General features: G+C 67.6%; 19 protein-coding genes and 1 riboswitch. Of the genes, 3 read left to right on the top strand and 16 right to left on the bottom strand.

Features of this window, described 5'->3' with window-relative positions; genetic code table 11:
• The first annotated feature begins 59 nt into the window (after positions 1-59).
• Entirely contained in the window at positions 60-374 is a 315-nt protein-coding gene (locus tag ACQY8B_RS00220) for an EthD family reductase (RefSeq protein WP_422084865.1), read from the top strand.
• A gap of 6 nt (positions 375-380) precedes the next feature.
• On the opposite strand, the gene yfcF is transcribed toward ACQY8B_RS00220, so the two are convergent.
• From yfcF to ACQY8B_RS00175, 9 genes are read right to left on the bottom strand one after another with little or no spacing between them, the layout of a single operon-like run.
• Positions 381-1001, bottom strand: coding sequence for a glutathione transferase (gene yfcF, locus ACQY8B_RS00215; protein ID WP_422084864.1), 621 nt, complete (start codon positions 999-1001; stop codon positions 381-383).
• Between the two features lie 43 nt (positions 1002-1044).
• Positions 1045-2007, bottom strand: a complete 963-nt coding sequence (locus ACQY8B_RS00210; protein ID WP_422084863.1) for a DUF4349 domain-containing protein — start codon at positions 2005-2007, stop codon at positions 1045-1047.
• 59 nt (positions 2008-2066) lie between these two features.
• The gene (locus tag ACQY8B_RS00205; RefSeq protein ID WP_422084862.1) at positions 2067-4091 is read right to left on the bottom strand and encodes an acetyl/propionyl/methylcrotonyl-CoA carboxylase subunit alpha; all 2025 of its coding nucleotides are present in this window, start codon (positions 4089-4091) and stop codon (positions 2067-2069) included.
• Positions 4084-4758 (bottom strand): DUF4126 domain-containing protein, encoded by a 675-nt coding sequence (locus tag ACQY8B_RS00200; RefSeq protein WP_422084861.1) that lies wholly within the window; start codon positions 4756-4758, stop codon positions 4084-4086. The genes ACQY8B_RS00205 and ACQY8B_RS00200 overlap by 8 nt, the downstream gene beginning before the upstream one ends.
• A 15-nt stretch (positions 4759-4773) precedes the next feature.
• Complete coding sequence (locus tag ACQY8B_RS00195) at positions 4774-5277, bottom strand: SMI1/KNR4 family protein (RefSeq protein WP_422084860.1); 504 nt, start codon at positions 5275-5277, stop codon at positions 4774-4776.
• A gap of 5 nt (positions 5278-5282) precedes the next feature.
• Entirely contained in the window at positions 5283-6083 is an 801-nt protein-coding gene (locus ACQY8B_RS00190) for an enoyl-CoA hydratase/isomerase family protein (RefSeq protein WP_422084859.1), read from the bottom strand.
• Between the two features lie 10 nt (positions 6084-6093).
• A complete protein-coding gene (locus ACQY8B_RS00185) occupies positions 6094-7722 on the bottom strand; it encodes a carboxyl transferase domain-containing protein (RefSeq protein ID WP_422084858.1) in 1629 nt (542 codons plus the stop codon).
• Complete coding sequence (locus ACQY8B_RS00180; protein ID WP_422084857.1) at positions 7719-9398, bottom strand: AMP-binding protein; 1680 nt, start codon at positions 9396-9398, stop codon at positions 7719-7721. Before ACQY8B_RS00180 ends, ACQY8B_RS00185 begins: the two co-directional genes overlap by 4 nt.
• Positions 9399-9452: 54 nt before the next feature.
• Complete coding sequence (locus tag ACQY8B_RS00175) at positions 9453-10625, bottom strand: isovaleryl-CoA dehydrogenase (protein WP_081269645.1); 1173 nt, start codon at positions 10623-10625, stop codon at positions 9453-9455.
• Positions 10626-10765: 140 nt separating this feature from the next.
• Here ACQY8B_RS00175 and ACQY8B_RS00170 point away from each other — a divergent pair, with 140 nt between their 5' ends.
• Positions 10766-11794: an AraC family transcriptional regulator gene (locus ACQY8B_RS00170; protein ID WP_422084856.1), complete on the top strand. Its 1029-nt coding sequence runs from the start codon at positions 10766-10768 to the stop codon at positions 11792-11794.
• A gap of 120 nt (positions 11795-11914) precedes the next feature.
• Here the strand turns inward: ACQY8B_RS00170 and ACQY8B_RS00165 are convergent, their stop codons facing one another.
• The 4 genes from ACQY8B_RS00165 to ACQY8B_RS00150 form a co-directional block, all read right to left on the bottom strand.
• Entirely contained in the window at positions 11915-12241 is a 327-nt protein-coding gene (locus ACQY8B_RS00165; RefSeq protein WP_422084855.1) for a thioredoxin family protein, read from the bottom strand.
• 54 nt (positions 12242-12295) lie between these two features.
• On the bottom strand, positions 12296-12988 hold the full coding sequence (locus tag ACQY8B_RS00160; protein ID WP_422084854.1) for an HAD family hydrolase: 693 nt from the start codon (positions 12986-12988) through the stop codon (positions 12296-12298).
• 32 nt (positions 12989-13020) lie between these two features.
• Positions 13021-14904, bottom strand: a complete 1884-nt coding sequence (thiC, locus tag ACQY8B_RS00155) for a phosphomethylpyrimidine synthase ThiC (RefSeq protein ID WP_422084853.1) — start codon at positions 14902-14904, stop codon at positions 13021-13023.
• A gap of 91 nt (positions 14905-14995) precedes the next feature.
• A riboswitch (TPP riboswitch) is annotated at positions 14996-15101 on the bottom strand.
• Positions 15102-15127: 26 nt separating this feature from the next.
• A complete protein-coding gene (locus ACQY8B_RS00150) occupies positions 15128-15562 on the bottom strand; it encodes a YchJ family protein (protein ID WP_422084852.1) in 435 nt (144 codons plus the stop codon).
• A 135-nt stretch (positions 15563-15697) separates the two neighbouring features.
• On the opposite strand from ACQY8B_RS00150, the gene ACQY8B_RS00145 reads away from it, so the two are divergent.
• Positions 15698-16465 (top strand): response regulator transcription factor, encoded by a 768-nt coding sequence (locus ACQY8B_RS00145; RefSeq protein WP_422084851.1) that lies wholly within the window; start codon positions 15698-15700, stop codon positions 16463-16465.
• A 22-nt stretch (positions 16466-16487) separates the two neighbouring features.
• On the opposite strand, the gene iaaH is transcribed toward ACQY8B_RS00145, so the two are convergent.
• The 3 genes from iaaH to ACQY8B_RS00130 all read right to left on the bottom strand — a co-directional run bounded on the left by iaaH (position 16488) and on the right by ACQY8B_RS00130 (position 20554).
• Positions 16488-18011, bottom strand: a complete 1524-nt coding sequence (gene iaaH / locus ACQY8B_RS00140; protein ID WP_422084850.1) for an indoleacetamide hydrolase — start codon at positions 18009-18011, stop codon at positions 16488-16490.
• A gap of 120 nt (positions 18012-18131) precedes the next feature.
• Entirely contained in the window at positions 18132-19262 is a 1131-nt protein-coding gene (locus tag ACQY8B_RS00135) for an acyl-CoA dehydrogenase family protein (protein ID WP_422084849.1), read from the bottom strand.
• Positions 19263-19303: 41 nt separating this feature from the next.
• Positions 19304-20554: a glutamate carboxypeptidase gene (locus tag ACQY8B_RS00130; RefSeq protein WP_081269638.1), complete on the bottom strand. Its 1251-nt coding sequence runs from the start codon at positions 20552-20554 to the stop codon at positions 19304-19306.
• Between the last annotated feature and the right edge of the window lie 35 nt (positions 20555-20589).

Raw genomic sequence — 20589 nt, 5'->3', positions numbered from 1 at the left:
GCTGACGCGGCGCGCACGGATGGCTATGCTCGAACGACCCGACTCATCAGGAGACACCAATGATCAAAGTCAGCGTGATGTACCCCCACACCCCAGGCGCACGGTTCGACCACGACTACTACCGCGACAAGCACATGCCGATGCTGAAGGCCCGCATGGGCGACGCCTGCCTCTCGTACACCATCGACAAAGGCCTGGCCGGCGGCGCGCCGGGCTCCACGCCCACCTACGTCGGCATGTGCCACGTGTTCAGCGAATCCGTCGAAGCCTTCCAGAAGGCCTTCGGCCCGCACATGAAGGAGATCATGGGCGACGTGAAGAACTACACCGACATCGCGCCGGTGATGCAGATCAGTGAAGTGGTGGTGGGCTGACGAGGGTCAGCGCGCCAGCTTCACCCACCGCTGAACCGAAGGCCGCTGCCACTGCCGCGCCGCATACGCGGCCAGCCGCTGCGGCACTTCGTCCCCGTTCAGCACCAGCCGATTCAGCATCAGCGCCAGATCCACATCGGCGATCGACCATTCCCCGAACAGGTTGTGCGCATCGGCGGGCAGCAGCGCCTCCACCGCGTCGAACAGCGACTTCGCCGAGGCCTGTGCCGCCGCGGACAGCGGCGCGCTCGATGGCCTGAAGAACACGACCTCGGTTGGGCGCTCCTGCCGGATCGGCATCAGGTCGCTGCGAATCCAGGCCTGCAGCTGGCGCGCCCTGGCCTTGGCGCGCGAGTCCTTCGGATACAGCGGCGTACCCGCAAAGACTTCGTCGATGTATTCCGTGATGGCCGACGATTCCGACAGCGCGAAGTCGCCCTGCACCAGCGTCGGCACGCGCTGCGTCAGCGACAACTGCGAGAAACCAGACGCGCGGTGTTCGAGCGCCGCAAGATCCACAGGCACCATCTCGAAGTCAATCTGCTTTTCATGCAGTGCGACGAACACGGACATGGCGTAAGGGCTTGCGAACTGCGCGTCCACGTAGAGACGGATCGGGTCCTGCATCGGGAATGGCTCCTGGGTTTGACGGCAGGCCCGATCGCGGGCCTCACGCCATCTTAGAACGCCGGCGGCGCCACAGCACCCGCACCAGCCACCCCAGCGGCAGCACCACCAGCACCAGCCACGGCAGCACCGCCGCGATGAATGTGATGAGCGCGCCCACGCTCTCCGCCAGCACCGAGCCCGCGTTGCGCAACGCATGCCGCATCGGGCTGTAGCCGTCGCCGTTGCTCACCAGGGCGCGCTTGGGCGTGAACTGGATCTGGATGTGCTGCTTGCTCGTCTCCTGCGCCAGCACCTTGCGCTGCGTGGCGATGGCGTCGAGCTCGGCCTGGGTGTCCGACAGCGTGCGCTGGATCGACAGCAGGTCGGCCATGGTGCGCTTGGTGACGGTGTCGCGCAGCATGACGCGCAGGCTGTCGCGGAACTCGGTGCGGTTCCTGATGCGGGCTTCGACGTCGATCACCTCGGCGGTCTTGTCCTCGCTGGTGGTGGTGTGCGAGACCACGTTCGCCACGCCGGCCAGGCCGCCGAGCAGCTTGTCGACATCGGCGGGCTCCACGCGCATCTCCAGCATGGCGTTGCCGGGCTGCTGGGGCGTTTCGCGCAGCAGCGAGGACGACAGCAGCTCGCACTTGAGCGTGCCGCACAGGTCGCGCACCTTGCCCCATGCGTCGGCCAGTTGCTCCGCCGGCACCTCGACGTTCAAGTCCTGCCGCACGGCCAGGAAGCGCTGCAGTGGCGAGTCTTGCGGCGACGCCTCGGCCGCCGACGGCTCCGCGGCCGTGTCGGCCATGCGCGAGCGCGACTCCTTCATCGCCACGCCACCGCCGTAGCCGGCGGCGGCCTGCATGGGTGCGGGCGGAGGTGCCGGCCGGGCGAACGATTCGTCATGCCCGTTGTTGCGGCCGCATCCGGCCAGCGACAGGGCGGCAGCCAAGGCCAGCAGGGCGAGGCCCGAGCGATGGCGGGCGAAGAAGAAAGAGCCGAAAGGCCTGCGAGCGGTCATGAAAATCCCTTTGAAAGAATGACTACCGCAGCTGATACGGGCCAGCGCCCGGAACGGGGTTAAACCGTTGCGGCGGCCATTCGCAACAATTCGTCGCCTTCGGCCACCTGCTCGCCGGGGGCGAACATCAGTTCCTCCACGGTGCCGTCGGCCGGTGCCGCGATGGTGTGCTCCATCTTCATGGCTTCCATCACCGCGAGCGGCTGGCCGCGGCTGACCTTGTCGCCGGCCTTGACGGCGAACGACACCACCTTGCCGGGCATCGGCGCGGTGAGCCGGCCGCCTTCGGCCTGGGCGTCGCCGGCGTGCGCGAGGCGGTCGATGGTGGTGATCCTGGTCGCGCCCTTCGATGCGAAGACGTGGGCCGTGGCGCCGTCGAGATGCACGTCGAGCGTCTGGCGCATGCCGGCGAACTCGACCTCGAATTCGCCCGACGGGAACTGGCCGATGACCAGCGGACCCTCGGTGCCGCCGGCTTCCAGCCACAGGCCGCCGTCGCGCTTGTAGGTCAGCACGGCGGTCTGCTCCGCCCCACGGAACTCGAAGTCGAAATGACGCCGGTACTCGCCGTGCGAGCGCCAGCCGTCGCGGCGAGCGAAGGGGTCGGGCATCTTGCCGGGCCATTCGGTGACCAGCGTGCGCGTGATGGCGGCGGCGGCGGCCAGCGGCAGGCCCAGCGTCTCGCGGTCGAACAGCACCGCGCGCTCGCGCTCGATCAGCGCGGTGTCGAGGTTGGCCCTGGAGAACGATTCCGTCGCCAGGATGCCGCGCAGGAACTGCACGTTGGTCTGCACGCCCACGATCTGCACCTGAGCCAGCGCGGCGTCGAGCCGGGCCAGCGCTTCTTCGCGCGTGGCGCCGTGCACGATGAGCTTGGCGATCATCGAGTCGTAGAAGGGCGAGATCTCGCCGCCCTCGCGCACGCCGTCGTCGATGCGCACCCCGGCGCTCGCGCCGGTCAGGGCCATGCGCTGGAAGCCCGTCGCCTGAGGCTTGCGGTACACGCGCAGGGTGCCGGTGGCGGGCAGGAAGTTGTTGTCTGGGTTCTCGGCGCAGATGCGCGCCTCGATGGCGTGGCCGTGGATCTTCAGGTCGGCCTGCTTGGCGGGCAGCGTCTCCCCCGATGCCACACGCAATTGCCATTCGACGAGGTCGAGCCCCGTGATGGCTTCGGTCACGGGGTGCTCCACCTGCAGCCGCGTGTTCATCTCCATGAAGAAGAAGTTCATCTCGCCGCCTTCACGCTGCTCGACGATGAATTCGACGGTGCCTGCACCCACGTAGCTCACCGCACGCGCCGCAGCCACGGCGGCATCGCCCATCTGCTTGCGCATCGCCTCGGTCATGCCTGGCGCGGGCGCTTCTTCCAGCACCTTCTGGTGGCGGCGCTGCACCGAGCAGTCGCGCTCGAACAGGTAGACGTAGTTGCCGTGCGTGTCGCCGAACACCTGGATCTCGATGTGGCGCGGGCGCTGCACGTACTTTTCGATCAGTACCGCGTCGTCGCCGAAGCTGTTGATCGCTTCGCGCTGGCAGGAGGCGAGCGCGGCGGCGAAGTCTTCCGCCTTGTCGACCGCGCGCATGCCCTTGCCGCCGCCGCCCGCGCTGGCCTTGATGAGCACCGGGTAGCCGATGCGGTCGGCCTCGCGCTGCAGCAGTTGCGGGTTCTGGTCGTGGCCGTGATAGCCGGGCACCAGAGGCACGCCGGCCTTTTCCATCAGTTGCTTCGACTCGGCCTTCAGCCCCATCGCCTTGATGGCCGAGGGCGGCGGGCCGATGAAGACCAGGCCGGCGTCGGCACAGGCCTGCGCGAACTCTTCGTTCTCGCTGAGGAAGCCGTAGCCCGGGTGCACCGCCTCGGCGCCCGTGGCCTTGGCAGCTTCGAGGATCTTTTCCCAGCGCAGGTAGCTGTCTTTCGGGGCGCTGCCGCCGATGTGCACCGACTCGTCGCAGGCGCGCACGTGGTTGGCATGCGCGTCGGCGTCCGAGTACACGGCAACCGTGCGAATGGCCATGCGGCGCGCAGTTGCCGCGACGCGGCAGGCGATCTCGCCACGGTTCGCAATGAGGATCTTCTTAAACATTCGGAGTGTCTCCCGGAGGATTCTTTTTCAGTTGAAACGCGGGCACCACGCCCGGATCGGGTCGGCCGCTGAAGATGCGGGCCACGCGGGCGAACAGCGCCTTGAGGAAACGCCAGCTCTTGCGGATGAGCCACACGCTCAGCACAAGCACCAGCACGAACAGCACGAGAAAGACGAAAGGGTGCGCCACCGCCAACCACAGTCCGGCAGGCACCATGGAGTCCTCGACCAGCGAGGCGCCCACGTTCGAGAACGGCTCGGGCGAGGTGTTGATGGCCGCGCGCGTGGTGGCCTTGGCCGCATGCGCCGTGGCCGCGAAGCCGCCGCCCAACAGCGCCGCGACGATGGCCATCACGCCGTGGTCGGTGCCGAACACGCTGGCAGCGAGCGCGGCACCGGCCGGGATGCGGATGGCGGTGTGCACCACGTCCCACAGTGAATCGAGGCCGGGAATCTTGTCGGCAAAGAATTCGATGAACACCATGAAGCCGCTGGCTGCAATGACCACCGGGTGCGCCAGCAACTGCAGGCCGCTCGGCAGCGGCACCCAGCCGAAGTAGCCCACCACGCCGGTCAGCAGCACGACCAGGTAGAGCCGCACGCCGCTGGCCCATCCGATGGCGGCGGCCAGTGCGATGAGCTGGGGCATGTCGAGGCTGGTGTTCATGGCGGCGGCTCTCTATCAGTCGAATTCGATGGTGCCGGCTTCCATGGAAGCCACGAGGTCCGCGAGCCATGCCTCGACCGACGCATGTTCGACCGGGCGGTCTTCGTCGGCTTTCCAGAAGGCGACGAGCTGCCCCGGCTGCCCGCCGCCTTCGGCATCGATGTCGACGCACAGGTAGCTGCCGCCGCCGTTCGACAGAAAAGGCACCCAGCCGCGCCGCCAGGTGGCAGCGTCTTCGAAGTCGGTGCCGATCATGTCGTCGAGCATCTCCTTGGTGTCGGCGATGTCCTCGAGCGCGCTGAACATGCGGTTGTCCTGCAGGCTGTCGAAGCTGCTGTTCGGCTGGCCGTTGCGCCAGCGGTAGAGCGCGCGGAAGGCCTCCGGCAGCTTCAGCGAGAACTTCGCTTCGAATGCGTCGAGCGCGGCGTCGCTCACGCCGGGCTGCAGCACCGCTTGGTAGTCCGCGCGATGGGCGGCGAGCCACGCATCCATGCGTTCGATGAGTGCGTCGTGCGTCATGGTGCTCAGGCCTTGCCGGCTTCCAGCCACGAGGGCTTGCGCTTCTGCAGGAATGCCTGCACGCCCTCGCGTCCCTCGTCGCTCGCGCGGATGTCGGCGATGCCCTCCACCGTCTTCGCGACCAGCGCGTCGTCGATCTCGCGACCGGCAACGTCGGCAATCAGTTGCTTGCAGGCGCGCACTGCGGCGGGGCTTGCACCGGTCAGCGCCTTCAGCAGCTCGTCGACCTTCGCATCTAGCGCGTCGGCAGCCACCAATTCATGCACGAAGCCGATGCGGTGCGCCTCGGCGGCAGTGAAGCGCTCGGCCGTGAGGAAGTAGCGCTGCGAAGCGCGGGTGCCCATCGCGCGCAGCACGTAGGGGCTGATGGTCGCGGGCACCAGGCCGATCTTCACTTCGCTCAGGCAATACCACGCGGCGTCCACGCTCACGGCCATGTCGCATGCGGCGACCAGCCCCATGCCGCCGGCATACACGTCGCCCTGCACGCGCGCGATGGTGGGCTTGGGGCACTCGGCAATCGTTCGAAGCATGGCGGCAAGCTTGCCCGCGTCGGCGATGTTCTCGTCGCGCGTGTAGTCGGCCATGCGGCGCATCCAGTTGAGATTCGCGCCCGCGCAGAAGGCCGGGCCGTTGGCGCCGAGCACGATGGCCTTGACCTGCGGCGCGGCGCCGGCTTCGGTGAAGGCCTGCGTCAGCTCGGCGATGACGACGTCGTCGAAGGCGTTGCGCGCGTCGGGCTGGTCGAGCCAGATGCGGGCGATGGTGCCCTCGAAGCTCAGCTGCAGCTTGGTGTATTCGCTCATGCGGGCCTCCTCACATCCGGAAGATGCCGAACTTCGGTTCGGGCACCGGTGCATTGCGCGCGGCCGCCAGGCCCAGCGCCAGCACGCGGCGGGTGTCGGCCGGATCGATGATGCCGTCGTCCCACAGCCGCGCGGTGGCGTAGTAGGGGTGGCCCTGGTCTTCATACTGCTGGCGGATGGGCGCCTTGAAGGCTTCTTCCTCTTCCTTGCTCCAGCTGCCGCCCTTGAGCTCGATGCCGTCGCGCTTCACCGTGGCCAGCACGCTGGCGGCCTGCTCGCCGCCCATCACGCTGATGCGCGCGTTGGGCCACATCCAGAGAAAGCGCGGGCTGTATGCGCGGCCGCACATGCCGTAGTTGCCGGCGCCGAAGCTGCCGCCGATGATGATGGTGAACTTGGGCACGTTGGCGGTGGCCACGGCCGTCACCATCTTGGCGCCGTGGCGCGCGATGCCTTCGTTCTCGTACTTGCGGCCCACCATGAAGCCGGTGATGTTCTGCAGGAACACCAGCGGAATCTTGCGATGGCAGCACAGTTCGATGAAGTGCGCGCCCTTCTGCGCCGACTCGGAAAACAGAATGCCGTTATTCGCGATGATGCCTACCGGCATGCCCTCGATCTCGGCGAAGCCGCAGACCAGCGTGGCACCGAAGCGGGCCTTGAACTCGTGGAACTCGCTGCCGTCGACGATGCGCGCGATGATCTCCCGCACGTCGAAGGGCTTGCGCGTGTCGGTGGGGATCACGCCGTACAGCTCCTCGCGCGGGAACTCGGGCGCGCGCACCGCCTTGCCGTCCGCAGCCTCGGCGCCCGCATTCTTCGCATTGAGGTTCGCCACCGCCGTGCGCGCCAGCGCCAGCGCATGCAGGTCGTTCTGCGCGAGGTGGTCGACCACGCCCGACAGGCGCGTGTGCACGTCGCCGCCGCCCAGGTCTTCGGCCGTGACCACTTCGCCGGTGGCCGCCTTCACCAGCGGCGGGCCGCCCAGGAAGATGGTGCCCTGGTTCTTCACGATGATCGACTCGTCGCTCATGGCCGGCACATACGCGCCGCCGGCCGTGCACGAGCCCATGACGACCGCGATCTGCGGAATGCCCTGCGCACTCATGTTGGCCTGGTTGTAGAAGATGCGGCCGAAGTGGTCGCGGTCGGGAAACACCTCGTCCTGGTTCGGCAGGTTGGCGCCGCCCGAGTCCACCAGGTAGATGCAGGGCAGGCGGTTCTGCTCGGCGATTTCTTGCGCGCGCAGGTGCTTCTTCACCGTCATCGGGTAGTAGGTGCCGCCCTTCACCGTGGCGTCGTTGCAGACGATCATGCAATCGACGCCGTTCACCCGGCCGATGCCCGCGATGATGCCCGCGCCCGGTGCCGACTCGGCCCCCTTGGCGTCGAGGTACATCGCATGCGCGGCCAGCGGCGCGATTTCGAGGAAGGGCGTGCCCGGGTCGAGCAGCTCCGCCACGCGGTCGCGCGGCAGCAGCTTGCCGCGCGCGGTGTGCTTGGCGCGCGCGGCCTCGCCGCCGCCCTGCTCCACTTTGGCGAACTGCTGGCGCAGGTCGTCGACCAGCGCGCGCATGGCGGCTGCATTGGCCTGGAATTCGGCCGAGCGGGCGTTCAGTTTGGTTTCGAGTTTGCTCATGCGGTTTTTTCTTGGCTGAGGCCGAGTTGCTCTGTCATGGCTTCGCGGATCTTGAATTTCTGGATCTTGCCGGTGACTGTCATCGGGAATTCGGTGACGAAATGGATGTACCTGGGCACCTTGTAGTGCGCGATCTGGCCCTTGCAGAAATCGCGGATCTCGTCGTCGGTGGCGCTCTGGCCGGGCTTGACGATGATCCACGCGCACAGCTCTTCGCCGTACTTCCTGTCGGGCAGGCCGACCACCTGCACGTCCTGCACCTTGGGGTGGCGGTAGAGGAACTCCTCGATCTCGCGCGGGTAGATGTTCTCGCCGCCGCGGATCACCAGGTCCTTGATGCGCCCGACGATGTTGACGTAGCCCTCGGCGTCCATGGTGGCGAGGTCGCCGGTGTGCATCCAGTGTTCGGGGTCGATGGCTTCGCGCGTCTTGGGCTCGTCGTCCCAGTAGCCGTGCATCACCGAATAGCCGCGCGTGCACAGCTCGCCCGACTGTCCGGGCGGCATGATCGCTCCGGTCTCGGGGTCGACGATCTTCACCTCGAGGTGCGGCTGCACGGTGCCCACGGTGGACACGCGGCGGTCCAGCGGCGTGTCGGTGCTGCTCTGGCAGCTCACCGGGCTGGTCTCGGTCATGCCGTAGGCGATGGTGATCTCGCTCAGGTGCATCTGGCTGACCACGCGCTTCATCACCTCGATGGGGCATGGCGAGCCGGCCATGATGCCGGTGCGCAGCGTGGAAAGGTCGAACTCCTTGAAGCGCGGATGGTCGAGTTCGGCAATGAACATGGTCGGCACGCCATGCAGGCCGGTGCACTTCTCGGCCTGCACCGTCTCGAGCACGGTGAGCGGATCGAACCCGTCGTTCGGGTACACGATGGCCGAGCCGTGCGTGAGGCAGGCCAGGTTGCCCAGCACCATGCCGAAGCAGTGGTACAGCGGCACCGGAATGCACAGCTTGTCGATGGGCGAGAGCTTCATGCATTCGCCGATGAAGAAGCCGTTGTTCAGGATGTTGCGGTGCGTGAGCGTCGCGCCCTTGGGAAAGCCCGTGGTGCCGCTGGTGAACTGGATGTTGATCGGGTCGGTGGCCTTCAGCGTCTTCTGGATCTGCGCGATGCGCGGATCGGCCGCATCGCCGCTGGCGAGCAGCTGGCTGAAGCGCCGCATGCCGGGCTGTTCGTCGCCCTGGCCGGGCTTGTCGATCCAGAAGATGTGCTGCAGCAGCGGCAGGCGCGCGGGGCCCAGCTCGCGCAGCATGCCCAGGTAGTCGCTGGTCTTGAACTGCGCCATCGTCACCAGCGCCTTGCAGCCGACCTTGTTGAGTGCGTACTCGAGTTCGGATGTGCGGTAGGCGGGGTTGATGTTGACGAGGATCAGGCCGACCTTGGCGGTGGCGATCTGCATCAGCACCCACGGCACGTTGTTGTGCGACCAGATGCCGACGCGGTCGCCGGTCTTCAGCCCCAGGCCGAGCAGCGCGCTGGCGAGCCTGTTGGATTCGGTCTGCAGTTCGCGGTAGGTGAAGCGCTGGCCTTCATGGCGGCTGATGAGCGCTTCGCGGTCGGGCTGCCTGGCGACCATGTCGTCGAAGAAGTCGCCGATGGGTTGCTCGATGAGGGGGACGTCGGTGGCGCCCTTGCCGTAGCTCTCGGTCAGTGCTGCAGTCATGTTCATTTCCTTGTCTCCTTGTCTGCCCCCTTCCCCCTCTGGGAGAGGGAGAAAAACATCCTAGGCCGTTTCAGCGAACAGTTCGCGACCGATCAGCATGCGCCGGATCTCGCTCGTGCCCGCGCCGATCTCGTACAGCTTCGCATCGCGCCACAGCCGCTCCACCGGGAACTCCTTCGTGTAGCCCACGCCGCCCAGCGCCTGGATCGCCTCGCCGGCCATCCAGGTCGCCTTCTCGGCCGAGTACAGGATGGCGCCGGCCGCGTCCTTGCGGAAGGTGCGCGCATGGTCGTTGCGGTCGCAGGCCTTGCCCACGGCGTACACATAGGCACGCGTGGCCTGCCAGGTCGAATACATGTCGGCCAGCTTGCCCTGCATCAGCTGGAACTCGCCGATGCTCTGGCCGAACTGCTTGCGGTCGTGAATGAAGGGCAGCACCGCGTCCATGCATGCGGCCATGATGCCCAGCGGGCCGCCCGAGAGCACCGCGCGCTCGTAGTCGAGGCCGCTCATCAGCACCTTGGCGCCCATGCCTTCGCCGCCCAGCACGTTTTCTTCGGGCACTTCGCAGTTGTCGAAGAACAGCGGGAAGGTGTTGGAGCCGCGCATGCCGAGCTTGTCGAGCTTGTTGCCGGCCGAGAAGCCCTTGAAGCCCTTCTCGACGATGAAGGCCGTCATGCCGCGCGCGCCCATCTCGGGTTCGGTCTTGGCGTAGATGACCAGCGTGTCGGCGTCGCCGCCGTTGGTGATCCACATCTTGCCGCCGTTGAGCACGTAGTAGCCGTTCTTCTTCTCGGCCTTGAGCTTCATGCTCACCACGTCGGAGCCGGCGTTGGGCTCGCTCATGGCCAGCGCGCCCACGTGCTCGCCGCTCACCAGCTTGGGCAGGTATTTCTTCTTCTGCGCGTCGCTGCCGTTGCGGTGGATCTGGTTCACGCACAGGTTGGAGTGGGCGCCGTAAGACAGGCCCACCGAAGCCGAGGCGCGCGAGACTTCTTCCATGGCCACGATGTGGGCCAGGTAGCCCAGCTCGGTGCCGCCGAACTCTTCCTTCACCGTCATGCCGTGCAGGCCGAGGTCGCCGAGCTTCTTCCAGAGGTCGTGCGGGAACAGGTTGTCGCGGTCGATGTCGGCGGCGCGGGGGGCGATCTCGTTCGCGGCGAAGTCCTGGATCGCGCTGCGCAGCGAGTCGATGGTCTCGCCCAGGTCGAAGTTCAGGCCGGGATCGTGCATGTGGGTTGTCTCCTCTGAAGGGGTCGGCGCGCAGTGCTACCCGCGCTGGATGGCGCTTGAAAGATCGCAGCTTACGCCTGGGCACGCCTCAATTGGCGCCACAATGGTTGCAAATTGCGCCACGACCGATCCGCAAAGCCATGTCATCCCCGTCCTTCCTCAGACCCGCCCGCGCCGTCACGCCGATGGCCTTCGTGAGAGCCATCGTGCAGGGCTACGAGCGCTACGGCATGGACCCGGCCGAGGCCCTGAAGGCGGCACAGATCACGCCGCGCGAACTGGCCCGGCCGGGCGCGCGGGTGACGGCCGCGCAGTTCGAGGCGCTGTCGGAACACGCCATGCAGGAGCTGGACGACGAGGCGCTGGGCTGGTTCTCGCGGCGCCTGCCCTGGGGCAGCTACGGCATGCTGTGCCGCGCCTCGCTCACCTCGCCCGACCTGGGCGTGGCCATCAAGCGCTGGTGCCGCCACCACCGCCTGCTGACCGAGGACATCGGCCTGGCGCTCGAGGTGGCGGGCGGCGTGGCCACCCTGCGCATCAACGAGAACCGCCCGCTGGACGAGGCCTTCCGCGAGTTCTGCCTGGTCACCAGCCTGCGCTTCATGCACGGCTACATGTGCTGGGCGATCGACTCGCGCATTTCGCTGCGCAGCGCGAGCTTTCCGTTCGCGCCGCCGCCGCACAGCGACGCCTATGCGCCGATGTTCACACCGGAGGTGCGCTTCGACGCGCCGCAGGCGAGCATCAGCTTCGACGAGCGCTACCTCGCCCTGCCGCTGCAGCGCGACGAGCGCGCGTTGCGCACCATGCTCAAGCGCGCACTGCCGCTGACCATCCTGCAGTACCGGCGCGACCGCCTGCTGGGGCAGCGCGTGCGCGAGCTGCTGCGATCGCGCGCCAGCGAGGCGACCACGGCCGAGGCGCTGGCGGGGCTGCTGAACGTGTCGGGCCGCACGCTGCACCGGCAGCTGCACGAGGAAGGCACGTCATTGCAGGCGCTGAAGAACGAAGTGCGCCATGAGCTGGCGGTGGAACTGCTGCGGCGCACCATCCGGCCGATCAAGCAGGTGGCGCTGGCGGTGGGGTTCCGCAACGAGAAGAGCTTTTCGCGCGCGTTCCTGCAGTGGACAGGGCATGCGCCGCGGGACTTTCGGCAACTGGGGTTGTAGCGGGGAGTCTGGGCGCCGTTGTTGCTTCGGAGCGTGTGCACAGGGCACCGGGTACTCCCCTCCGCGAATGTCCCACGTCGGCGTGAGCGTCGCCCCGAATCAACACAACCCACCGAGTCGTCAGGCCGGCTGCGTGATGGACGCCAGCGCGTCGGCAATGGACTGGCTGTCTTCCGGCCGCACCAGCTTCGCTATTTCCTTGCCGTCGCGCATGAACACCAGCGTGGGCCACAGCCGCACGTTGAACGAACGGCCCAGCGGCCGGCCGCTGCCGTCTTCGACCTTGATGCGGCGAACGTCCGGATACTTGGCGAAGGCCTCGGCGATGTTCGGCTGCGCGGCCTTGCAGATGCCGCACCAGTTGGTGCCGAACTCGACCACGGCGGGGCCGGTGAGCGCATCGATCTCGGTGCGGTCGGGTTGCTCGGTTTTGTATTCGGAAGTCATGTGGTGATGTTCCTGTGCTGAAGGGCTATCGGTGCCCTTCATTGCACCAGAAACTCAGGCCGCCTGCAGGTCGTAACCCGAAAGCAGCGCGGGCAATTCGGCCATGTCGCTGAACACGCGCACCACGCCCACGCTCAGCAGCGGCCCCGGCCCGCTGTGGCCCGATTCGCCGGTGCTGTAGCCGAACACGGTCGCGCCCGCGGCCACGCCGGCCATCGCGCCGGTGACGGTGTCCTCGACGATGGCGCAGCGGCGCGGGTCGACGCCCAGCGCCTCGGCTGCGGCAAGGTACACGTCGGGATGCGGCTTGGAACGGGGCATTTCATGGCCGCTGAAGATGCGGCCCTGGAAGCAGTCGAGCAGGCCGACCTTGGCCAGCTGCAGCTCGACCTTGTGGCGGTCCGCGCCAGAGGCGCAGGCAATGCGGCCCTTGAGCCGCGCATGGATCGCGCGGATGGCGGCCGGCGCGTTCCGAATGGCGACGAGGTCGCGCTCCAGCGCTTCGTTGCGGCGCGCACGAAAGCTGCGCAGCCATTCGTCGGTGATCTTCACGCCGGTCTTGGACTCGATGAGCGCGGCCTCGTCCTTCACCGCCTTGCCGGTGAAGGTGTTCATCGATTCCTCGGTGCTGATGTGCCAACCGAGCTCGCCGAGCATCTCGGCGAGCACGCGGTTGGTGATGGGTTCGGAATCGACGAGAACGCCGTCGCAGTCGAACAGGACCGCGGAAAAGGGAAAAGGGGTCATGCCTCCATGGTAGCAACGACCCCGCGACAAGCTCAGGACACGGCCTTGATCGGAATGTAGATCTCGCCGCCGCCGGCCATGAATTCCTTCGACTTCTCTTCCATGCCCTCGGTCATGGCCTCGGCTTCGGCCACGCCCTTCTTCGCGGCGTACTCGCGCACTTCCTGCGTGATCTTCATCGAGCAGAACTTCGGGCCGCACATGGAGCAGAAGTGCGCCACCTTGCTCGAGTCTTTCGGCAGCGTCTCGTCGTGGAATTCGCGCGCGGTGTCGGGGTCGAGACCCAGGTTGAACTGGTCCTGCCAGCGGAACTCGAAGCGCGCCTTGCTCAGCGCGTCGTCGCGCGAGCGCGCGCCCGGGTGCCCCTTGGCCACGTCGGCCGCATGCGCGGCGATCTTGTAGGCAATGATCCCCTGCTTCACGTCGTCGCGGTCGGGCAGGCCCAGGTGTTCCTTGGGCGTCACGTAGCAGAGCATCGCGGTGCCGGCCCAGCCGATCATGGCCGCGCCGATGGCGCTGGCAATGTGGTCGTAGCCCGGCGCGATGTCGATGGTCAGCGGCCCCAGCGTGTAGAACGGCGCCTCGTGGCAGTGCTTGAGCTGCTCGTCCATGTTCGACTGGATCATGTGCATCGGCACGTGGCCCGGGCCTTCGATCATGGTCTGCACGTCGTGCTTCCAGGCGATCTGCGTGAGCTCGCCCAGCGTGCGCAGCTCGGCGAACTGCGCTTCGTCGTTGGCGTCGGCGCCCGAGCCGGGGCGCAGGCCGTCGCCGAGCGAGAAGCTCACGTCGTAGGCCTTCATGATGTCGCAGATGTCCTCGAAGTGCGTGTAGAGGAAGCTCTCCTTGTGGTGCGCGATGCACCACTTGGCCATGATCGAGCCGCCGCGCGACACGATGCCCGTCATGCGGTCGGCCGTGAGGTGGATGAACGGCAGGCGCAGCCCGGCGTGGATGGTGAAGTAGTCGACGCCCTGCTCCGCCTGCTCGATGAGCGTGTCGCGGTAGATATCCCAGGTGAGGTCTTCGGCCACGCCACCCACCTTCTCCAGCGCCTGGTAGATGGGCACGGTGCCGATGGGCACGGGCGAGTTGCGCACGATCCAGTCGCGCGTGGTGTGGATGTTCTTGCCGGTCGACAGGTCCATCACGTTGTCGGCGCCCCAGCGGATGGCCCACACCAGCTTCTCGACTTCTTCCTCGATGCTGGAGGTAACGGCGGAGTTGCCGATGTTGGCGTTGATCTTCACCTTGAAGTTGCGGCCGATGGCCATCGGCTCGACTTCTGGGTGGTTGATGTTGGCCGGAATGATGGCGCGGCCGCGCGCCACCTCGTCGCGCACGAATTCGGGCGTGATGATGCGCGGAATGCTCGCGCCCATCGGGTTGCCCGCCACGCGCTTCGCACGTTCCTCGTTGGCGAGGTACTCGGCCATCCACTCGCGCTTGCCGTTCTCGCGCAGGGCCACGTATTCCATCTCGGGGGTGACGATGCCGCGGCGCGCGTAGTGCATCTGCGTGACGTTGGCGCCCGACTTCGCGCGGCGCGGCTGGCGCTGCAGCGCCGAGGCACCGGCGCGCAACTCTGCCAGGCGCTGCGCGTCGCGGTCTTCGTTCTTGGCGCCGTCGTCCAGCGCGTGGTGCGAGCGGCCTTCGTAGCTTTCGGTGTCATTGCGCTCGATGACCCAGGCGCCGCGCACGTCGGGCAGGCCGCGGCGCACGTCGATCTCGACCTTCGAATCGGTGTAGGGGCCGGAGGTGTCGTAGAGGGAGACGGTCTCGCCGTTGGTCAGCAGCACGTCGCGCACCGGCACCTGCAGGTCGGGCCGGCTGCCCGGAATCACGCACTTGTGGGAGGCGGGAAAAGGCTCGCGAGTGAGCGAAAGCAGCGAGGTGAACTTGTCGGGGGCATTCATCGGAGGCACTCCTTGTTGAGGGAAAGGGTGCTCCGCAATCGCTCGGTGGACTTCGGGAAGCCCGTCACGGAAGGGGGAGTGACGGACCGGAGTCAGGGAGTGCAGCTCTTCTTACGCCGGTATGACCCGGATCAAGTTCGCGGGTCGGCAGCTTTGCCATCTCAGCACGCCACATGCGTGCACCCCGGAGCGGGGCCGATTGTGCGAGCCGCCGACCGGCGCGTCAAGCCAGGGGCTGCTGCAGGTCGCCGTCGAGGTAGAACCAGCGCGCGCCCTCGCGCACGAAACGGCTGCGCTCGTGCAGCCGGGTGGCGGCGCCGGTGGCCGCGCTGCGCTGGCGGGCGACGAACTCGACCTCGGCGTGGTCGGCGTCCAGCACCGAGCGCGAACGGATGTCCAGCCCCAGCCACTTGACGCCGGGCTCGAACTCGATGGAGGCCGGCCGCTTGGCGGCGTCCCAGGTGGCGAGCAGGTATTCGGCGCGCTCGAGCACGCAGGCCGAGTAGCGCGAACGCATCAGCGATTCGGCGTCTGGCGCCGGCGTGTTCTCGAAATCGTCGAGATAGCGGCCACAGCACAGGGCGTAGCCGATGGGCTTGTCGCGGCGGTCGGTACGGCCGCAGGGACAAGGTCCGGTGGTGGGATCGATGGCACTCATGAAGACCGCTATTGGAACACCTTGCGGGCCATGTGCCGATGGGACAAGCCCCGGGGTACCGCGCCAAGGGCATCCACCCTTGGCGCGGCGCTTGCTAAACGCTAGCGTCACAGCGATCCCACCGGAAGAACGGCGATGTACCTCACAGGCACTGAACAGCAGGCGTTGCGCGGCGTATTCACGCTGCTGGCGGAAGACGCCGCCGGCAACGAGCGCGATATTCGCGAGCGTCTGGGCCGGGCGCTGCTCGACCTGCTGCGCGCGGACCAATTCGCCTCGTTCGTGTGGGATGCGGGCAGCCGCAGCTTCGGCGCGCGCGTGGCGATCAACATGGAGCCCGGCAACCTCGACCGCTATGCGCAGTGGCACCAGCACCACGACCCGATCACCTTCGTGCTGCAGTCGCGCCGCCGCGCCACGCGCGTGACCGAAGTGATGCCGCAGCGCGCACTGATGCGCACCCCGTTCTTCAACGACTTTCTCTCGCGCGACGGCCTGCACTGGGGCATGAACCTGCATGCGTTCGATGGCGACCGCGCGCTGGGCGACCTGCGGATCTGGCGGCGCAGGGAACGCGGCGATTTCGGCGACCACGAGAAGGCGCTGCTCGACCTGATCGAACCGGCGTTCGCCGGGGCGCTGCAGCGGGCCCAGCGCGCGGCTGCGGCCATCGCCTTGCCCCCGCCACGGCAAGCGCACGACGCTGCATGGTCCCTGCTGAGCGCGCGCGAGCAGCAGGTGGCGCGCTGCGTGCGCGAAGGCCTCACCGACAAGGAGATCGCGCGGCGCATGGAGGTGGGCGTGCCCACCGTGCGCACCTACCTGCGGCGCATCTTCGACAAGCTGGGCATCGAGCGCCGCTCGGCGCTGGCGGGCTGGAGCGTGCCGCCGGCCGGGCGCTGACCGCGCACGCCGGCTTGCTTGCTTATTTGGGCGCGGGCAGCCGGCCGAGCACCTGTTCCACGGCGAGCCCCACGGCCAGCAGCTTGCGGTCGCTGCCGGCCGGGCCGTCGAGTTCCAGCCCCACGGGCAGGCCCGTCGTCGCGCCGAGGCCCGATGGCAACTGCACGCCCGGAATTCCGGCGTTGCTGCCGGGGTCGGTGTTCTGGATCAGCGCGCCGAAGTTCTCCGGGCTGCTGGCTTCGGGCGCGGCGGCCAGCGCCACGCGCGGCACGGTCGGGAACACCAGCGCGTCGAGCCTGTTCTTGGCGAAGGTGTCGCGGTAGAGCTTCTGCAGCGCGGGGCGTGCAACGCGCATTGCGTTGTCGTAGACCGGCTTCGCATCGACCGTGCCGGTGGGCGCGGGCAGCTTGCGCGGGATCACGAAGGCGTCGAAGGTGCCCTTGACGTCGGGGCTGGCAATGCCGGCCGCGAGCTGCGCGATGTCGATGCCTGTGCGGTACTTCGCGAGGTAGGCCGCCATGTCGTCGTGCGCCTCGTAGAGCGCGAGCGGAAAACCGATCGCGCCGTTGAGCTCCATCAGCTTCGGCATCTCCACGTCCACCAGCGTGACGCCGGCAGCCCGCAGCCTGGCGAGCGCGGCGTCGGTGGCGGCGCGCGTGTCGGCATCGAGGTTGGCGTAGAAGGCCTGCACCACGCCGAGCCGCACGCGCTTCAGGTCGGCGGGCCTCAGCGGCTTGCCACCGGCGATCACGCCGTCGAGCAGCGCCACGTCGGCCATCGATTGCGCCATCGGCCCGGCCGTGTCGCGCGTGTGCGAGATCGGCGCGATGCCCTGCTGCGGATAGCGGCCCATGCTCGGGCGCAGCGACGCGCAGCCGTTGAACGCGCACGGAATGCGCACCGAGCCGCCGGTGTCGGTGCCGAGCGCGGCCGGCACCATGCGCGCGCCGAGTGCCGCGCCATTGCCCGACGAAGATCCGCCCGCGATGCGGCTCGCGTCGTAGGCATTGCGCACGCCCACCTCGGGGCCGCTCTGGAACGCGGGGTTGTAGCCGGTGACGCCGAAGGCCAGCTCGTGCATGTTGGTCTTGCCGAGCACCACCGCGCCGGCCGCGCGCAGCCTGGCCACCACGGGGGCATCGGCGCCGGGCACGAAGCCCTTGAGCGCAGGTGTGCCGGCCGTCGCGGGCAGGCCCTGCACCTGGATGTTGTCCTTGATGGCAACGGGCAGCCCCGCGAGCGGCTTGCACGCGCCGCCGCGCTTGCGCAGCGCATCGGCAGCGCGCGCCTGCTTCAGTGCGCCGGCTTCGTCGAGCGCAATGAAGGCATTGAGATTCGCCCGGGCCTTGGCCTGGGCGATGTAGGCCGTGACCAGTTGCTCGCTGGTGACGCTACCGGCGCACAGCTGCTTCACGGCTTCGCTCGCGGTCAGCGTGGCGATGTCGGGCGCGGCGGCGGGCTGCGCCTGCGCCTGCGCCGGCAGGCTGGGGGCGCCAACGCACAGCAGGGCCAGGGCGATGGCGGGAACGGATTTTGAAATGGACATGGCGAAGGCCTCCGACAAGAGAGGCCGCCATGCTGCGCTTGCGGCGTGCGGTTGTCTGTCGTCGAAACCGATGACAGGCGGTCGCCGGGCGGTTGGCCCGCTGGCGTCCGCCGCGCCGGTTCACGCCAGCGCGCGTTGAATCAAGAGCTTCTGGATGTCCGAGGTGCCTTCGTAGATCTGGCACACGCGCACGTCGCGGTAGATGCGCTCCAGCGGAAAGTCGTTCACGTAGCCATAGCCACCCAGCGTCTGGATGGCGGCGCTGCACACGCGCTCGGCCATCTCGCTGGCAAACAGCTTGGCCATGGCGGCTTCCTTCAGGCAGGGCCGGCCGGCGTCGCGCAGGGCGGCGGCATGCCAGATCAGCTGGCGCGCGGCCTCCAGCTGCGTCGCGCATTCGGCGAGGCGAAAGCCCACGGCCTGCTGGTCGAAGATCGAACCGCCGAAGGCCTGGCGTTCCTTGGCATAGGCCAGCGCCACGTCGAAGGCGCTGCGCGCCATGCCCACGCTCTGCGCAGCAATGCCGATGCGGCCGCCTTCCAGCGCGCCGAGGGCGATCTTGTAGCCCTCGCCTTCGGCGCCGATGAGGTTTTCCACCGGGACGCGGCAGCCGTCGAAGTTGATCTGCGCGGTGTCGCTGCTGTGCTGGCCCAGCTTGTCTTCCAGGCGTGCGACGTTGTAGCCCGGCGCGTCGGTCGGCACGAGGAACGCGCTCATGCCGCGCTTGCCCGCGCCCTTGTCGGTCACGGCAATGACGACGGCCACATGGCCGTTCTTGCCGCTGGTGATGAACTGCTTGACGCCGTCGATCACGTAGGCGTCGCCGTCCTTGCGCGCCGTGGTGCGCAGGCTCGACGCATCGCTGCCGGCCTGCGGCTCGGTGAGGCAGAAGGCGCCGAGCATGCGTCCCTGCGCCAGCGGCTCGAGCCACTGTTTCTTCTGCTGCGCGTTGCCGTAGCGCATGAGGATGGCGTTGACGGGGCAGTTGGTCACGCTGATGGCGGTGCTGGTGCCGCCGTCGCCGGCCGCGATTTCTTCCAGCACCAGCGCCAGCGTGAGGTAGTCGAGGCCGGCGCCGCCATGCTCCTCGGGCACGCAGATGCCGTAGGCGCCCAGCGCCGCGAGGCCCTGGTGCGCTTCCTTCGGAAAGCTGTGCTCGCGGTCCCACCTGGGGGCGTTGGGCCACAGCTCGGCTTGCGAGAAATCGCGCACTGCGTCGCGAATGGCTTCCTGGTCTGCGTTGAGCAGCATGGCGTTGTCTCCGGTTTTCTTCTCTTGTCCGTCTGGCTGGCTTACTTTCCGGCGCCCAAGTCCATGATCAGACGGGCAGCCATGTACAGGCGGCGCGGAATGGCGCTGATGTCGACGTACTCGGCCTTGTCGCTGTGGTAGCCGAAGCCCGGCAGGCCCAGGCTTTCGATCACGGGCTTGCCGGAGAGCGCCGCATAGGCCGCGTCGGTGCCGCCGCCGGTGCGTTCTTCCACGCCCAGCGTGCCGCCGGCTTCCTTGTAGTACGCCACGGCCTTGTCGACCAGCTTCTTGCCGCCCTCACCCGCATTGAAGGCCGGGCGGCCGCGCGTGACGATCACCTTGACGTCGGCCTCGGGCAGCTTCTTCTGCTGCGCGCGCTCTTCCAGCGTCTTCATGGCGGCGTCGAAGTCTTCGTTGCGTGCATAGCGCACGTCGGCATTCAGCGTGGCGGTGGCCGGGATGATGTTCGACACGTTGCCGGCCTTGGCGATGGTCCAGTTGAAGCGCAGGTTCTTCGACTTGTCGTCGATGTTCATCGTGCGCAGCACCAGGTCGGAGGCCTCGACCAAAGCGTTCACGCCCAGCTCGGGCGCGGCGCCCGCGTGCGATGCCTTGCCGGTGATGTTGACCTGCACGTAGGCGATGCCCGAGGTGCCGAGCGACAGCTTCTCGTCGCCGGCGCTGGTGGGCTCGAAGGAAAGCACGTAGTCGGCCAGCTTGGCTTCTTCCTGGATCAGGTCGCGCGAGCCGAAGGAGCCTTTTTCCTCGTCGGTGTTGAACAGCACGGTGATGGTGCCGTAGTCGCGCACGCCGTATTCCTTGAGCAGCTTGAGCGTGTGCAGGATGACGGCGTTGCCGCCCTTGTCGTCGGCGATGCCCGGGCCGTAGGCCTTGTCGCCCTCGACACGGAACGGAGCCTTCGCAAGGATGCCCTTCAGGTACACCGTGTCCATGTGCGACATCAGCAGCAGGTTCTTGCCGCCGCGGCCCTTGATCTTGCCCACGATGTTGTCGCCCACCACGATGCCGGCCGACTTGCTGCGCGTGACGGTGAAGCCCAGGTTCTTGAGCTCGCCCTCGAGGTAGTTGCCGGCGGCGGCGATGCCTTCGGCGTCACCGGTGCCGGTCTCGATGTTGACGAGCTTCTCCAGTGTCTTGATCACCGCGGGCTGCTCGTCTGTGGCGGCCTGGAACAGCACGTTGTCGCGCTTCTGGGCCCAGCTGGCGGCGGGTGCCAGGAAAGCGGCGGCCAGCAAGGCGGCAATGGCGGTACGGTGGATGGATGGGCGCATGAAATCTCCTGCTCTACGCATTTATTTGAATGTCT

It is taken from the genome of Variovorax sp., from assembly GCF_965279555.1.
In the GTDB taxonomy this organism is placed as follows: domain Bacteria; phylum Pseudomonadota; class Gammaproteobacteria; order Burkholderiales; family Burkholderiaceae_C; genus Variovorax.
The sequence above is the reverse complement of the archived record's forward strand: the minus strand, read 5'-3'. Positions and strand labels throughout refer to the sequence as shown.